The sequence below is a fragment of the Arthrobacter sp. K5 genome, from assembly GCF_040448525.1.
Classification (GTDB): domain Bacteria; phylum Actinomycetota; class Actinomycetes; order Actinomycetales; family Micrococcaceae; genus Arthrobacter; species Arthrobacter globiformis.
The window spans coordinates 3,765,241-3,780,460 of sequence record NZ_CP159279.1; the positions used below are offsets into that span (position 1 = coordinate 3,765,241).

At 67.1% G+C, this 15,220-nt stretch carries 15 protein-coding genes and 3 tRNA genes; 13 read left to right on the top strand and 5 right to left on the bottom strand.

The annotated features are described in order from the left end of the window. Positions 1–11: 11 nt before the first annotated feature. Complete coding sequence (locus ABRP34_RS17115; RefSeq protein WP_353711104.1) at positions 12–671, bottom strand: DedA family protein; 660 nt, start codon at positions 669–671, stop codon at positions 12–14. A gap of 153 nt (positions 672–824) precedes the next feature. Between ABRP34_RS17115 and ABRP34_RS17120 the strand changes: the two genes are divergently transcribed. The 3 genes from ABRP34_RS17120 (at position 825) to ABRP34_RS17130 (ending at position 4,001) form a co-directional block, all read left to right on the top strand. After that, positions 825–2,006, top strand: a complete 1,182-nt coding sequence (locus ABRP34_RS17120) for a hypothetical protein (protein ID WP_353711105.1) — start codon at positions 825–827, stop codon at positions 2,004–2,006. 137 nt (positions 2,007–2,143) lie between these two features. Then, positions 2,144–3,094, top strand: coding sequence for an ABC transporter ATP-binding protein (locus ABRP34_RS17125; protein ID WP_353713390.1), 951 nt, complete (start codon positions 2,144–2,146; stop codon positions 3,092–3,094). 40 nt (positions 3,095–3,134) lie between these two features. Then, the gene (locus ABRP34_RS17130; RefSeq protein ID WP_353711106.1) at positions 3,135–4,001 is read left to right on the top strand and encodes an ABC transporter permease; all 867 of its coding nucleotides are present in this window, start codon (positions 3,135–3,137) and stop codon (positions 3,999–4,001) included. A 45-nt stretch (positions 4,002–4,046) separates the two neighbouring features. Here ABRP34_RS17130 and ABRP34_RS17135 read toward each other — a convergent pair whose 3' ends face one another. The 3 genes from ABRP34_RS17135 to ABRP34_RS17145 form a co-directional block, all read right to left on the bottom strand. Continuing rightward, on the bottom strand, positions 4,047–5,564 hold the full coding sequence (locus ABRP34_RS17135) for a C40 family peptidase (RefSeq protein WP_353711107.1): 1,518 nt from the start codon (positions 5,562–5,564) through the stop codon (positions 4,047–4,049). A gap of 197 nt (positions 5,565–5,761) precedes the next feature. Further along, on the bottom strand, positions 5,762–6,190 hold the full coding sequence (locus ABRP34_RS17140; protein WP_353711108.1) for a metallopeptidase family protein: 429 nt from the start codon (positions 6,188–6,190) through the stop codon (positions 5,762–5,764). 9 nt (positions 6,191–6,199) lie between these two features. Continuing rightward, positions 6,200–7,168: a DMT family transporter gene (locus tag ABRP34_RS17145; RefSeq protein ID WP_353711109.1), complete on the bottom strand. Its 969-nt coding sequence runs from the start codon at positions 7,166–7,168 to the stop codon at positions 6,200–6,202. A 241-nt stretch (positions 7,169–7,409) separates the two neighbouring features. Between ABRP34_RS17145 and ABRP34_RS17150 the strand changes: the two genes are divergently transcribed. The 10 genes from ABRP34_RS17150 (at position 7,410) to ABRP34_RS17195 (ending at position 13,222) form a co-directional block, all read left to right on the top strand. After that, a tRNA-Glu gene (locus ABRP34_RS17150) sits at positions 7,410–7,482 on the top strand. 93 nt (positions 7,483–7,575) lie between these two features. Then, a tRNA-Asp gene (locus ABRP34_RS17155) sits at positions 7,576–7,649 on the top strand. Positions 7,650–7,697: 48 nt separating this feature from the next. Next, positions 7,698–7,773, top strand: a tRNA-Phe gene (locus ABRP34_RS17160). 731 nt (positions 7,774–8,504) lie between these two features. Further along, a complete protein-coding gene (locus ABRP34_RS17165; RefSeq protein WP_353711110.1) occupies positions 8,505–10,100 on the top strand; it encodes a glycoside hydrolase family 68 protein in 1,596 nt (531 codons plus the stop codon). Positions 10,101–10,341: 241 nt separating this feature from the next. Next, complete coding sequence (locus tag ABRP34_RS17170) at positions 10,342–10,809, top strand: hypothetical protein (protein WP_353711111.1); 468 nt, start codon at positions 10,342–10,344, stop codon at positions 10,807–10,809. A gap of 99 nt (positions 10,810–10,908) precedes the next feature. Continuing rightward, complete coding sequence (locus tag ABRP34_RS17175) at positions 10,909–11,364, top strand: Asp23/Gls24 family envelope stress response protein (RefSeq protein ID WP_043417905.1); 456 nt, start codon at positions 10,909–10,911, stop codon at positions 11,362–11,364. Beyond that, positions 11,361–11,552, top strand: a complete 192-nt coding sequence (locus ABRP34_RS17180) for a hypothetical protein (RefSeq protein ID WP_003799126.1) — start codon at positions 11,361–11,363, stop codon at positions 11,550–11,552. Before ABRP34_RS17175 ends, ABRP34_RS17180 begins: the two co-directional genes overlap by 4 nt. 31 nt (positions 11,553–11,583) lie before the next feature. After that, positions 11,584–11,967 carry a hypothetical protein gene (locus ABRP34_RS17185; protein WP_353711112.1) on the top strand — a complete coding sequence of 128 codons (384 nt, stop codon included), beginning with the start codon at positions 11,584–11,586 and terminating at the stop codon, positions 11,965–11,967. Positions 11,968–12,050: 83 nt separating this feature from the next. Then, positions 12,051–12,614, top strand: coding sequence for a hypothetical protein (locus ABRP34_RS17190; protein ID WP_353713391.1), 564 nt, complete (start codon positions 12,051–12,053; stop codon positions 12,612–12,614). Beyond that, entirely contained in the window at positions 12,611–13,222 is a 612-nt protein-coding gene (locus ABRP34_RS17195) for a hypothetical protein (RefSeq protein WP_353711113.1), read from the top strand. The genes ABRP34_RS17190 and ABRP34_RS17195 overlap by 4 nt, the downstream gene beginning before the upstream one ends. A 58-nt stretch (positions 13,223–13,280) precedes the next feature. Here the strand turns inward: ABRP34_RS17195 and ABRP34_RS17200 are convergent, their stop codons facing one another. Next, positions 13,281–15,161: a glycoside hydrolase family 13 protein gene (locus ABRP34_RS17200; protein ID WP_353711114.1), complete on the bottom strand. Its 1,881-nt coding sequence runs from the start codon at positions 15,159–15,161 to the stop codon at positions 13,281–13,283. Positions 15,162–15,220: the final 59 nt, after the last annotated feature.

The following is a 15,220-nucleotide window of genomic DNA, read 5'->3' on the forward strand; positions in this document are numbered from 1 at the left end:
TGAGGGCTGGGCTACTGGCGGTCCTGTGCCGGCTTTCCCCGCCGGATCTGCCGGACCACGAGCCAGGCCAGGAAGATGGCCAGGGCGGCGTACACGGCGTAGTTGAGGAAGCGGGAGTACTGCTCCACCATCGAGTACTGCCGGCCCAGCAGCACGCCGAGGCCGATCAGCGCTCCGTTCCAGATGGCGCTGCCGGCGATGGTGAAGATGCTGAAGGTGCCCAGGTGCATCCGTTCGGCGCCCGCCGGCAACGAAATGAGGCTCCGCACGCCGGGCAGCAGCCGTCCGAAGAAGATCGCCGACCTGCCGTGGCGGCGGAACCAGACGTCTGCGCGCTCGAAGTCCTCCCGGTCCATCAGCGGCAGCTTGGACAGCCACCGGATCGAACGCTCCAGCCCCACCTTCGCGCCCAGGAAATACAGCGCCAAGGCTCCCACGTACGCCCCCAATGTGCTGGTGACGAAGACCAGGGCCAGGTTGAGGGACCCCTGCCGGGTCAGGAACCCCGCCAGGGGAAGAATCACTTCGCTGGGGATCGGCGGGAACACGGTCTCAAGGAGCGTAAAGAGGCCCGCACCCCATTCCCCGAGCGAATCGATCGACTGGGCGGCAAAACCCACGATGCCTGTCAGTTCGTCGGCGGGACTGGATGTGGCACCTGGAATGCGCATGTGGGGAAGGCTCCTGGAAGCTGGAAAACGGCGTCCCACCCAGTCTGGTCCACCAGCCGGTACAGGCAAAGCCGACAGCCCGGCCGGGGCTGCCACAAGGGATGCCGAGGCGTACCCTGATGGTATGAGCTGCGACGTCGGAGCGGAGTTGACATGACTGCGACCTGGCTACGGTGGACGCCCGCCGTGGCCGTACCTGCTGTTATTGCTGCTGGAGTCCTGGCGGGGTCCCTGCCCGCGAGTGCGCGGGATCCGTTGCCTGAGAAGACGCCGGCACAGGTGCTGGCGATGATTGGACAACACCAAACCAAGTCCTTTTCCGGCACGGTGGAGCAGTCCTCCGAGCTTGGCCTGCCCGATGTCCCTCAGGTTGGACCCACCTCGGGCGCAGGCACGGGTTCCCTCGCCGAGCTGCTGACCGGGCCACACAGCGCCCGGGTCTACGTCGACGGACCAAGCAGGGCCCGCATCCAGGTGATGGACCGGATGGCCGAGCGCGACGCCGTCCGGCAGGGCAACGAACTGTGGCTGTACAACTCCAAGGACAACACGGCCACGCACGTCACCCTTCCCGCGAATGCGTCGAAGGAGTCCCGCAGCCATGACATGCCGGCAGGTGTGGCAACGCCGGAGGAACTGGCCGCCAAGATGCTTGACAAGCTGGACGGCAGCACCGACGTGGCCGTGGCCGAAGACACAGAGGTGGCAGGCAGGACGGCCTACAATCTGGTCCTCACGCCGCGGTCGGACGTGACCTTGGTGGGCTCCGTGGCTGTGGCCGTGGACGGTGAGAACGGCATGCCGCTGAGCGTGGAAGTGCGGGCACGCGGGCAACAGGAGCCTGCGTTCCGGACCGCGTTCTCCACCTTGACGCTCGGGGCCCCCGACGCGAGCCTGTTCAACTTCTCGCCGCCGCCGGGTGCCTCGGTGAAGGAACTTGCGGTGCCGGCGAAGCCCAGCGGCACCAGGGACCTGGCTGACAGGAACCGGACCCGCAGCAATCCCGCTGACAGGGATTTGGGCAGCAAGGATCAGTCCGAAAAGGATTCAGCCCACAAGGACCTGCGCGGCCACGCCCCGACGGTAACCGGCTCAGGCTGGGAACGGATCGTCGGCATTCCGGCCCCCTCCGCTTCCGCGCGGTCCCCTGAGTCCGGAAAGCAACCGGTCGACAGGCTGCTCAATGATCCCCTGCTTCGCCAGGCGACTGTGACTGTTGAGGGCGGACGGGCCATCTCCACATCACTGGTCAATGTCCTGCTGACGGACGACGGCCGGACGTTTGTTGGTTCCGTGCCCCTGGAGCGGCTCCAGGCCGCCGCTGCCGCGAGGTGACAGCCGCTGGCCGCGGCCCGGGTTCCGCAACTGACGCAGCGGCACCCGCCGTACCCGAAACCAGCGCGCCCGCTTTCAGGGCAACAGGCAGCCCGGCCATAGAAACCAAGGGGCTGAGCAAGCGGTTTGGCCACCAGATGGCGGTCAACAGCATCGACCTGGCCGTCCCCAGGGGCTCTGTCTTCGGCTTCCTCGGCCCCAACGGTTCCGGCAAGACCACCACCATCCGCATGATGCTCGGCCTCGCCGCCCCGACCGCGGGGGAGGTCAGGGTCCTGGGGCTGGACATGCCGCGGCAGCTGGATGAGGTCCTGCCCAGGGTGGGCGCGCTGGTGGAGGGTCCGGCTTTCTATCCGTTCCTCTCGGGCGCGGCAAATCTGCACCGCTTTGATGCAGCGGACCGCCATGCCGTGCCGTCCACCCGCCGCGCGCGGGTGGCTGAAGCGCTGGAACGCGTGGGGCTTTCCCATGCTGCCCGCAAGAAGGTGCGGGCCTACTCGCTCGGAATGAAGCAACGGCTGGGAATCGCCAACGCGCTGCTGGCACGGCGCGAATTGCTGGTCCTGGACGAACCCACCAACGGGCTGGATCCGCAGGGCACGCGGGAGGTCCGGCACCTGGTGCGGTCCCTCGCTGCCGACGGCGCCACCGTGTTCGTGTCCAGCCACCTGCTCGCCGAAGTGGAGCAGATCTGCACGCATGCGGCGATCATGAGCGCTGGCCGGCTGGTGGCCCAGGGACCCTTGGCCGAACTCCGCCAGGCGGGCACCGCGCAGCTGCGCCTGCTGACGCCCGACGGCGGGACGGCCGCGGGCGTTTTGGCGCGGTTTGGCTTGTCCCCGGTTGTGGGACACCCCGACGGCGCCGATGCCGTCATCACGTCGAGCCTGCCCGTGGGCGCCGGGTCCCCTGCCGATCACCCGGCGCCGGCCGGTGAACCATCCGCAAATGGCAGCGTGGCACCGGAAGCGATCGTGGCTGCCCTCGTGGCGGACGGGGTGCGTGTCCGCGGGTTCACGGTGGAGCGAGGCAGCCTGGAGGACCGTTTCGTGGCTTTGACGGGGGAGGGCTTCGATGTCGCACAGTGATGGGCCGGCAGTGCAGGAACCTCGAGCGCAGCAAGCGGAAATGCAGCGGCTGACCGTACAAAACAGTCCGGTGGCGGGCACCACGCGCTGGCCGTCCAGCGTTTCGCTGCTCGGCTCGGAGCTGAAGCAGCTGTTCCGCCGTCGCCGGACCCAGGCGATGCTCCTGGCGCTGGCTGCCATCCCGGTGGTGATCGCCGTCGTCGTCCGCGTTTCCTCAGCTGTTCCGCCGGGGCGGGGGCCCGCTTTCCTGGACCGGATCAGCCAGAACGGGCTGTTCGTTGCCGTCACGGCGATGCTGGTTTCCGTTCCGCTGTTCCTTCCGCTGACCATTGGCGTGGTCGCGGGGGACACGATTGCCGGGGAAGCCGGACTGGGCACGTTGCGGTACCTGCTCGTGGCACCTGCCGGGAGGGTGCGCCTGCTGCTGGTGAAGTATGCCGGGGCGGCTGTTTTTTGTGTTTCCGCGCCGCTGGCCGTGGCGCTCGCCGGCGCGGGCATCGGGTGGGCGCTCTTCCCGGTGGGACCGGTGGCGCTGCTTTCGGGCGACCTGGTGGAACCGGACGAGGCGCTGGTCAGGATGCTGCTGATCGCGGCGTATCAGGCCGTGTCCCTGCTGGGGTTGTCGGCCATCGGGCTGTTTTTGTCGACGCTGACCGACGTGCCCGTGGGCGCCATGGCCGCCACCATTGTCCTGTCCGTCGTATCCCAGGTGCTCGACCAGCTGCCCCAGTTGGAGTGGCTGCACCCGTGGCTGTTCACGCACTACTGGTTCGGCTTCGCAGACCTGCTTCGCCAGCCCATCGGCTGGGACTCGTTCGGTGACAACGCGCTGTTGCAGGCGGGCTACATCGCAGTGTTCGGAGCGCTCGCGTTCGGCAGGTTCGTGAGCAAGGACGTGCTGTCCTAGGGGTGGGGCTTCCGCCAAAGGGGTCTTGAAAAAGCGCGCGTTCCGCTAGTAGCGCGCGGCGACGGGGTGGAGCTGCATGCCGGCCATCATGCTCAGGTCCGTCACGGTGATGCCCGCAGACGGGTTCAGGGCCTGGACCACCTTGCCGCCGCCCAGGTATATCGCCACATGGTAGAAACCCGGGGCCGATCCCCAGACGAGGAGATCGCCGGGCTGCGCCTGGGACAGGGGCACGTGGACGGGCGCCTGGGCGAACTGCTCCGCAGCCGTGCGCGGAAGCTGCTTTCCGATGGCTGCGAATGCGTTCTGAACCAGGCCGGAACAGTCGAAACCGTACACACCCGTACCGCCGTACTGGTAGAAGTACGGCGATCCAACCTTGCCCATCGCCACCGAAATGGCCGCCTGGTTGGAACCGCCCGGAGAAGGGGCCGGCTGAACGGGAGCAGGAGCAGGAGCAGGGGCTGGTGCCGGCTGTACGGGCGCGGGAGCAGGGCGGACGGGGGCGGGGCGGGCCGGCGCCGCAGGTGAGGGGGCTGCAGGAGCCGCCGGGGCGGCCTGTGAAGGAGTGTTCTGGGATGGAGCGGCTTGGGATGGAGCGGCTTGGGCCGGCGTCCGGACCGGCGCGGAGGCGGACTGTTCCGCCGGGACTGCACTCCCGTTGCCGGCCGCCGCAGCATTCGCAGCCACTGCCTTGTCTGCGGCCGCCTGGGCTGCGGCGGCCCGTTCGGCTGCCGCAGTCACGGCGGCGAGGCGGGCCTGCTGGCGCTGGCGCTCCAGCCCGTCCACGCGTGCGGATTCGAGCGCTGCCGTGGTGTTCCGCAGCGAGGCGAGCTGCCCCACCAGGACGGTCCGCTGCGCCTTGGCATCCGCCACTGCCTTCAACTGCGCTGCGTTGGCGTGGTCTGCCTCGGCCTTGAGCGTCTCGGCGGTTTTCGCGGCGTCGTCTGCCGCGCGGCGGGCGTCGGCGGCAGCAGCGGTGAGTGATTCGGCCGCTGCGGCGGTGGTTTCGGCGGCGGTGAAGGCCCTGCTCCGGCCTGCGGTGAGGGCCTGCAGCGTGGCGGCCTTGGCGAGGACGTCGCCCGAGCCCGTGACCAGGCCGCTCAGCTCCGGATTAAGGCCGCCGTTCCGGTACAGGTCCCCGGCCAGCTGCCCCACGGCCTTACGGCTCTTGAGCTGTTCCTTGTCTGCGGCAGCAGCCCTGGCCGTGGCCACCGCAGCCGCTGCAGACCTCGCGTCCAGTTCCACCAGTGCATTGCTGTAGGCGTTGTTGGCTTCGAGCGTCCGTGCGAACGTGACCTCCTGCGCCGCCGCGGCGTCGGCGAGGAGGCCTTCAACGTCGGTGACCTTCGCCGCCGTCGAACTTTCACTGGACTTGGCGGCAGCGATGTCCTCGGGGGAGGGGATTTCCGCCGTCGGAACCGTCAGGGCCGCTGCCCCAAGGCCCGCGGCCGGCGCAACCGCAAATGCCAGGTCAGCCCGGGCAGGTGCTGCAAGGGTTCCGAAGAGAACGACTGCGGTGCACAGGACAGCCGCCGTGCGGCCGGGGCCGATCAAACTCATTCACAACCTCGCAAGTCAGGGCGGGGCGAACGAGTCGGGAGGCGGCACGGAAGTGCCCCTCGAAAGATGCCCAGCCCTCTGAGGTTAGGTGTCCATTTGCCACTTTGGCAACACTAGTCACATCAATAACATAAACAACACGAGTGTCATTTGGTTGCAGATGGGGCGGGCGTGTCGCGGAATCGCTGCTGCAAGCGCTAGTCCCACCCGAGTTCGTGAAGCCGCTGGTCGTCGATTCCGAAGTGATGGGCAATCTCGTGGATGACTGTTACCGCGACTTCCTCCACCACGTCCTCGCGTGAGGAGCAGATGTCCAGGATGGGCTGGCGGTAAATGGTGATGCGGTCCGGCAGGGATCCGGCGTCCCACCAGGAGTCACGCTCGGTCAGGGGTACGCCTTCGTACAGCCCCAGGAGCACAGTGTCCGGGTCCTCGCCGGGCTGCGGGACGTAATCGTCGTCGATAAACACCGCCACGTTGTCCATGGCCCGCGCCACCTCGGCCGGAAGCTGATCGAGGGCGTCGCTGACCGCAGCCTCGAAGTCGGCTTCGGACATTTCGAACCCCGACGGGTCGCCGGTTCCGTCCGGCACGATCGGGAGGCCGGGCGGCAGGTTTGCGGGCATATCCAAACTTTAGCGGGATCTCCGCCGGGTCAGCCCGACGCCGAGGAGGCAGATGGCGCCGCCCACGAGTCCCCAGACGGTCGGGATCTCGCTGAGCACCAGCCAGGAGATCAGCACTGTGGTGCCGGGAACCAGATAGGTGGTGGCCGCCAGCTTCCCGGCGTCGATCAGGGACAGAGCGTAGGCCCAGGTAGTGAAGGCGATGGCGGTGGGGAAGATGCCCAAGTAGACCAGGCCAAGGGTTGCCGGCAGCGGCGCCGCCTGCAGCTCCGTCACAAGCTGGCCGCCGAAGGGCAGGCAGCAGAGCAGGCCCACCATGATTCCGAACCACGTGGCCTGCCCGGCCGGAAATTTCCGCAGCACGGGCTTCTGGATGATGACGCTGACTGCGGCGAGTGCAGCAGCGAGGAGGCAAAGCAGCACTCCGGCCACGTCCGCCGTCGAACGCGTCCCCGACCCCAATGCGATGACCGCGACGCCGCCGAACGCCACAAGGCTGCCAATGATCAGCCAGCGCGGAAATCCCTCCTTGAGGATGACGCCAGCCATTACGGCTACCAGGATCGGGTTCACGTTGATGAGCAGCGCGCTGGTGCCGGCGTCGAGTGAATGCTCCGCGGCGTTGAGCGCCACGTTGTACCCGGCGAACCACATGACGCCGTAGGCGAGGATCGGCCACCACTCGCGGCCCCGCGGCAGCGCCCGCAGCTTCGGCAGCACCACTGCCCCGAGTACGACGGCGGCGATCGCCAGCCGCCCCAGCGTCAGGGCGCCGGGGGAGAAGCTTGGGCCGACGGCGCGGATGCCCACGAAGGCGGAGGCCCAGAGCGCCACGGTCACCACGACGGCAGCGACGCCCAGCGCGTTGACTGAAGAGGCAGGTTTCTTGGAAGAGGTGCCTTTTGGTGCCGGTCCTCCAGCGGAGGGACCTTCGGGGGAGTGGGGCTGGAGCGGGCTCGTGCCGGCGGTGGATGCCATGGTGCCAATCTAGCTCCGTTCCCCGCGCGGTGGCTGGCGGAAATCGGCCATGTCTAGCCAAGAAACTGCCATAGTGGTGGGTCCCGATTTCCCTGCGGTTTGGGTGGTCTTCGGGCCGATTTTGGATATTCCGGCGAGAGGCTCTATAGTTTTACAGGTCCAGTTCGGAGGAACACGAAAGGACAAGAACGAAAGGCTTCGGCCCTTTATTTTTGCCCTTGTTCAACCAAATTGAGTCCAGGCCCCCATCGTCTAGCGGCCTAGGACACCGCCCTTTCACGGCGGCGGCACGGGTTCGAATCCCGTTGGGGGTACGCAAGGAAGTGGTCAAAGCAGGCAAAAAAGTCTGGTAGGCTGGAGTCCTTGAAAAAACGCGGTAGCAATACTGTGGAAGCAAGAAATAGCAAGGCCCTGTAGCGCAGTTGGTTAGCGCGCCGCCCTGTCACGGCGGAGGTCGCGGGTTCAAGTCCCGTCAGGGTCGCTTTGATTGCCGGAAGCAATTCCGGCTCTCATGGTGACATGTCACCTAGGCTCTGTAGCTCAGTTGGTAGAGCGTTCGACTGAAAATCGAAAGGTCACCGGATCGACGCCGGTCGGAGCCACCAGCTAAAACCCCGCTGTTCCATCAGGAACAGCGGGGTTTTTTCGTTCCCCGGCATTGCCCCTAATTTTCTCAACCCTGGTTGGGCGGCCGACTGGGTGAGCCGTCGTGGGGCACTTTGGGGGCGCCGGCGTCGTAATTCACGACGGCGTCCGGCGTGTCCGGCGTCAAGGTGCCCCGTTTCGGTCGGCAGCCTTAGGTCGCCACCCTGAGATCGCCATGTTTGGGGCGCCGCGGGACCCGCCCGCCTGGGCGGCCGGGTTGCTGGCGGTGAGCCGTCGTGGGGCACTTTGGGGGCGCCGGCGTCGTAATTCACGACGGCGTCCGGCGTGTCCCGTGTCAAAGTGCCCCGTTTTGGTCGGCTGAAGTCTTGGTCACGGGTGTGACCAAAGCCATTGATGACGCGTTTATTAAGGCACGTTTGATTCCAGCCCAGAAGTGCGGCACGCGCGCGCAAACGTGATGTAAGCGCTTGCACCCCTGGCGGACCCACCGAGGGTACGCGGCCAAAACCGTGTTGAACTCGGCTGACATCGTTGTCTAGCGTTGATTGTGGGCCGCGAAATGTCTGACGTTTCCGATCGCCCAGCGCGGGGTCCTACCCAAACCCCGTTTTCTCCCTCGACACAACGGCGTCCTCGATGACGCATGCTGTGTCAGCGGGGTCTCCGGAGTTCGGGGGACAAGGGCAGCTGCCCGTCTTCCACGAACGTAACTCCGCGAGAAGAGCAAAAAATGCACAAGCACCCCAACACCCCCCGGATGCTGCGGTGGCGCCCCGCCGCCGCAGCTCTGGCGGCAACTGTCGCCGCCACGGCGTTCCTCGCCGTGCCGTCGGCGCAGGCGAATGAGCCATCGGATCCGCCGTCGAGCACCCAGATGCCGGCACCGACTCCGGGCTTCCCCCTGCCGACGCCCCACACCCAGACGGCACATGACCCGGCGTCGGACTTCACCTCAAAGTGGACCCGTGCGGATGCCAAGCAGATCATGGCTCAGAGCGACTCCAAGGTTCAGCCGGGCCAGAACTCCATGAGCCCCGATGTCACCATGCCGGAGATCCCTGAGGACTTCCCCGCCATGAACGATGACGTGTGGGTTTGGGACACCTGGTCGCTGACCGACGAGAAGGCGAACCAGATCAGCTACAAGGGTTACGACGTGATCTTCTCGCTGGTTGCTGACCGGCACGCAGGCTACGGCTTCGACCAGCGCCACTGGAACGCCCGCATCGGCTACTTCTTCCGCAAGACCAACGCCGACCCGGCGAAGGACAAGTGGAACTACGGCGGACACCTGTTCCTGGACAACACCTCCATTGGCAACACCGAGTGGTCCGGCTCCACCCGCCTAATGAAGGGCAACCAGGTGAACGTGTTCTACACGGCCACCACGTTCTACGACGTCAAGGAGCGCAACGCCGGCGGCGGGGGCATCGCCCCGGACGCCGTCATCGCCAAGGCGCTCGGCAACATCCACGCCGACAAGAACGGCGTGACCTTCGACGGCTTCCAGCACACCAAGCTGCTCGAGCCGGACGGAAAGCTGTACCAGAACAAGGCACAGAACCCGGGCTTCGCGTTCCGCGACCCGTACACCTTCGCTGACCCGGCGCACCCCGGCAAGACTTACATGGTGTTCGAAGGCAACACCGGCGGCAAGCGCGGCGACTACCGCTGCAAGAGCGAGGACCTGGGCTACGCCAAGGGTGACCCCAACGCCGAGAACCTCGACGAGGTCAACAGCAAGGGTGCCTACTACCAGACCGCCAATGTTGGCCTGGCCGTGGCGGATAACAAGGACCTGACCAAGTGGCACTTCCTGCCGCCGATCCTCTCCGCCAACTGCGTCAACGACCAGACCGAGCGTCCGCAGATCTTCATCCAGAATGAAAACGGCAAGAACAAGTACTACCTGTTCACCATCAGCCACCAGTTCACCTACGCTGCAGGCATGCGCGGCCCCGACGGCGTCTACGGCTTTGTAGGCGACGGCGTCCGCTCCGACTACCAGCCGATGAACAACAGCGGCCTGGCCCTCGGCTCCCCGACGGACCTGAACCTGCCCTCCGAATCCCCGGAAGCCCCGACGCCGAACCAGAACGGCCGTCAGTTCCAGGCCTACTCGCACTACGTGCAGCCGGGCGGCCTGGTTCAGTCCTTCATCGACAACGTGAACGGCGTCCGCGGCGGATCCCTGTCGCCCACCGTGAAGATCAACTTCCGGGACGGCGTGTCCAAGGTTGACCGCAGCTTCGGCCAGAACGGCCTCGGCCCGTTCGGTTACCTGCCCACCAACGTCCACGTTGGCGGCAACGGCCTCTACAAGTAAGCCGTCACTGTTGCAATAAACAGGAGGCGCCCGGACCAGGTCCGGGCGCCTCCTGCCGCGTCTGCTGCCGTGTATATGCCCTGTATATACAGGGCACCCCAAGGACAGGACTGCAAAGTGCACCCGGCCTGTCAACTTGGAAAGAGGCACGGCAGCCGGGCTAGACTCGCACGCCGGGGGACGGGCAGGCGTTCTGCGGCTGCCCAGCCAGGCCGCCCAAGGCGGCAAAACCACTCCAGGAATGGAAACTGTGACACATCTTGCCCGCCCGTTGTACGCCGCCGCCCTCTTCGCCGTCGTGGCACTTAGCGCCTGCTCCGCGCCTGCCTCTGGCAGTGCGCCGTCGGCGTCTGGACCGTCCACGACGGCGGCCAGCAGCACCGCTCCCACCGCATCCGCCAGCGTGGCGTCCGGTCCCTTTGGCGGCTATTCTTCGGCGGCTGAGGCCTGTGACGCCGTCTCCACGCAGGCCACGGGGGCGTCCCTGCTGCCCCTCTCCGCCGCGCAGGGCAAGACGGCGGAACTGGAGCAGAAAAAGGCGGAGCTTGCCGAGACGGCCCAGCGGGTGCCGGAGGCGCTGAAGGCGGACTTCGCGCGGCTGAACGAGGTGGCTCTGGCCGGGCTCTCCGACCAGAGCGTGTACTCCAACGGCAAGTTCGAAGCGGCCATGGCCCCGGTGACAAGCTGGCTGTCCGCGAACTGCCACTAGCCCTCCGGGGGCGCAGGGCTCCGCGGCGAACGTGCTGGTGGCCCCCTGACGTTGTCCGACCTAAGGGATAGGGTTGAGTTCAACAGAAGGGGAGTGCTGATGGAATACCAGAATCCACAAACCGCCGCCGTTCGAGCGGACCCTGCCCTGGTGCCGGCCGCAGCCGGAGGGCGGACCGTGATCTCCGAGACCGCCGTGGCCAAGGTCGCCGGGATCGCGGCCCGGGCCGTGCCCGGTGTGTACTCCCTGGGGACCGGGTCCTCCCGGGCGCTCGGAGCCATCAGGGACGCGGTGGGCAGCTCCGATCATGCCGCGGGCGTGCACGCCGAGGTCGGCGAAACACAGGTGGCAGTCGATATAACCCTGGTGGCGGTCTACGGCGCTCCGCTGCACGCCCTGGCCAACCAGGTGCGGGCCAGCGTTTATGCCGCCGTCGAGAAGCTGGTGGGCCTGCAAGTCATAGAGGTGAACGTCGAAATCAACGACGTCTACATTGCACCGCCGGTGAAGCCGACAGGCGCGCCCGCCGTCGCTGAGCGGGAGGCGGTCCTGTGAGCCCCACTGTCGTTGGGATCGCCGTCGGCGCCTTCGTTGCGTTCATGTCACTACAGTTCGGCCTCTGGGGCTTCCTGATATCCCTGCTGTTCATGGGAATCGGCGCTCTCCTGGGCCGCGCCGCAGAAGGGAAACTGGACCTGCGCAGCGTCATTGATGCCATCAGCGGCCGGCGCTCGTCCTCATGAACGGTACAGCCCACATGAACGGGGCACCGACATGAGCCAGGCAGCCGAAGCCGCGACGCCCAGCCGGCAGTACAGCGGCCACAACAGGATCAGCACCCAGGCGCTCACGAGCCTGGCCCAGGCTGCCGCTGCCGAGGCCCTGGGCATTCATGCCCATGACGTGCGCGCCGACTGGACGGACGACGGCGGCCTGCTGGCTTTGTCACTCGTGGCCCCCATCCAGGTCCCCAGTCTGACTGCCGTACTCCGCGACCCGGGACGCGTCCAGTCTGTGGGCGGCTCCATCTGGGACAGGACCGTGCACGCCAAGACCGACATTCTGACCAAGGTCACCGAACTCAGCGGTGCGAGTTTGAGCAGGGTGGACATCCGCATCAGCGGCGCCCACGTCACGGAAAGGGGCAGGGTGCAGTGAGTTCCGTCGTCGAACAGCAGCATGAGGCCAGCGGGGACCCGGCGCAGGGCGGGCCCGGGGCGGCGCACGCCGCCGCCATCGACATGCGCCGCGTCCTGCACCGCGAGACCCACTCCTCCCGTGCGGTGGCCGCGGTCATCGCCGGCGCCCTGGTCATCGTGCTCTGCCTTTACGCACTCCTGGAATCCGCGGTGCGCGCCATTGGCCAGCCGCCCTGGCTTATCGATCCGCAGACGGCGGCCGAACGGATCGTGGCACTCCCGTCGGGCGTACCGCCGCTGCTGCTGGGTGCTGCCGGAGCCGTGACCGCCGCGGTAGGTCTCTTCTTTTTCCTAAACGCGGTCCTGCCCGGGCGCCGGGCCAGGCACCTGCTTGCTGACCGGCGGATCGCCGTGGTTGTTGACGATGAAGTCATAGCCGCGGCACTCGCCCGAAGGACGCGGCTGGCGGCCAATGTCACGCAGGAACAGGTCATGGTGGTGGTTTCCCAGCGGCAGGTGGTGGTCAATGTCCGTCCCACATCCGGTGTGCCGGTCAGCGAAAACGCCATCCGCAAAGCCGTGGAGGACGAACTGCAGGCGATGGGACCGTCTCCCATGCCGCAGGTGACCATCAATCTGTCCACCTCAGGGGTGGTCGGCGCATGAACGGCACACCCCGGCTTCTCAACCGAATCATTCTCGGCATTCTTGGCTTCAAGCTGCTGGTCATCGGCGTGCTGCTGATACTGCTGGCCGCTGTCCCTGCCGTCGCGGCGTGGTGGCATTCCTGGTCCAAAAGCGTGTCGGACAGCGCCGCGGCTGCCTTTGAGGGCACGCAGTTCCCCGGCCGGCAGGGGAGCTGGCTGTGGATCGTCCTGGCCCTCGCTGTGGTGCTGCTGATCGGCCTTATGGTTGCGTGGATCGCCCAGCAGGGCAAGGGCCGCACCGACCTCCTGCTGGCAGCAGAAGATCCAGGCGGCGTTCCCGGCGACATCCGGATCGGCGGGGGAGTGGCCGAGCAGGCACTGAAGAACGCACTGGCCGACCGCCCCGACCTCGCCGGAGCCAGCGTCTCGATCTACGACGTCAAGGGCCAGCCCGCGCTGAAGCTCCGGCTGCACCCACGGCCGGGTGTGGCACCGCAGGCCGTCGCGGCCGAAGCGGCGGACCTGGTTGATGCCCTGAGCGCGGTGGTGGGCCAGCGCACGCCTGTCCTGGTGCACATCGCGGCCGGCGCGCGGACCCGCTTCAGCCGTGCTGAGCGGGTCCGCTAACGCCGTTATTTGGAGCTCTGACGGCCGGAAACCGGTTGGTCAGAAGCCGCCTGGCTGCTTATCCGGCCACCAGGTAGGCCGCGCTGTTGGGCCCAACCACGGCTTCATCAGCGCCTGATCCCTCGGCGCTGGACAGGGCCACCCGGTAGCCGTCGGGGACCGGCGTCGGCTCCGCCCCCGTGTTGGCGACCACCAGGACATCACGGTTGTGGAAGGCCAGGACGCCCAGTTCGGGGTCGTGGTTGTCCGCCCAGCAGAATGTTCCGGATCCCAGCCCGTGGCTCCGGCGTGCGGTGAGCGCGGAGCGGTACAGCTCCAGTGTGGAGCCCTTGACGCCGTCCTGCCGGTCGGCGGCCAGGTCTTCGAAGGATTCGGGCTGGGGCAGCCAGGGCGCGGCCGGGTCCTGCGCAGCGGATGCCTCTGCAAAGCCATACCCGGGCGCTTCGGATTTCCAGGGCAGCGGCACCCGGCAGCCGTCGCGCCCGCGCTCGACCCCGTTGGTCCGGAAGAACGTGGGGTCCTGCCGGGCTTCGGCGGGCAGCGTGGTGTGCTCGGGGAGGCCCAGCTCCTCGCCCTGGTAAATGTAGGCGGAGCCCGGGAGGGCCAGGAACACCAGCGTGGCGGCCCGGGCACGGGCCAGGCCCAGGGCGGCGTCAGGCTGCTCGTCCTCCGCGGCGATGCCCTTCGGGAAGGTGGTGGGGTCCTTCAGGCCGAAGCGGCTCGGGTGGCGCACGGTGTCGTGGTTGCTCAGCACCCACGTGGACGGCGCCCCGACGGATGCGGCCGCCTGTAGGGAGTCCTCGATGGCCACGGCCATCCGCTGGGCGTCCCAGCCGGCCAGGAGGAAGTCGAAGTTGAACGCCTGCTGCATCTCGTCCGGGCGGATGTACCGGGCGAGCCGTTCCGCGGGTTCAACCCACGCCTCGGCCACCAGCATGCGGTCGCCGTCGTATCCGGCCAGGACCCGGTTCCAGTCGCGGTAAATGTCATGGACCCCGTCCTGGTCGAAGAACGGGGACGGCGGATACAGCGGCGACACGGGCTCGTGGTCCGCGCCCACGGCGGCACCCGAGCCGGCACTGGACCCTGAATCGCCGGCCCCCAAGTCGGCGGCACCGGCCGGAGAAGCGTGGGCTGTATGCGGCTCAACGGCCTCTCCGTGGGCGCCCGGGGGATCCGTCACGTGGGCGGCTTCGGCGGAGCCTTCCACCATGGCGGCCACGCCTTCCCAGTCCGGAAGGCCGGCCTCCTTCACCATCCCGTGGGCCACATCCACACGGAATCCGTCCACGCCCCGGTCCAGCCAGAAGCGGAGCACGGAACGCATCTCCTCCCAGACTTCGGGGTTTTCCCAGTTGAGGTCCGGCTGCTTCGTGTCGAACAGGTGCAGGTACCAGTCGCCGGGGGAGCCGTCCGCATTCGTGGTCCGTGTCCAGGCTGGTCCTCCGAAGATGGATTTCCAGTTGTTCGGCGCGACGTTGCCGTCGCCGGAGCCGGGAACCTCGTCCTTCCCCGGACGGAAGATGTAGCGCTCCCTGGCGGCCGAGCCGGGTTCCGCCGTAAGGGCCTGCTGAAACCACACATGTTCGTCGGATGTGTGGTTGGGCACCAGGTCGACGATCACTTTCAGACCCCGGCTGTGCGCCTCGTCCAGCATGGAGTCGAAGTCGGCCAGCGTACCGAATGCCGGATCCACCTGCCGGTAATCGGCGACGTCGTAGCCGCCGTCGGCCTGCGGCGAACGGTAGAACGGCGAGAGCCAGACGGCGTCGACACCGAGCTGCTGCAGGTAGGGCAGGCGTGCCGTGACGCCGGGCAGGTCACCCATGCCGTCACCGTTCCCATCCGAGAAGGAACGCGGATAAATCTGGTACACGGCCGCGTGGGCCCACCACGCCGCTGTTTCGGACGCCGGCGTGCTGATCGGGCGGTGACTCATAGTTGCCTCTCCGGTAACAATTAGGTGTAAACGCTTGCATATCTTCGGGCAACGTTACT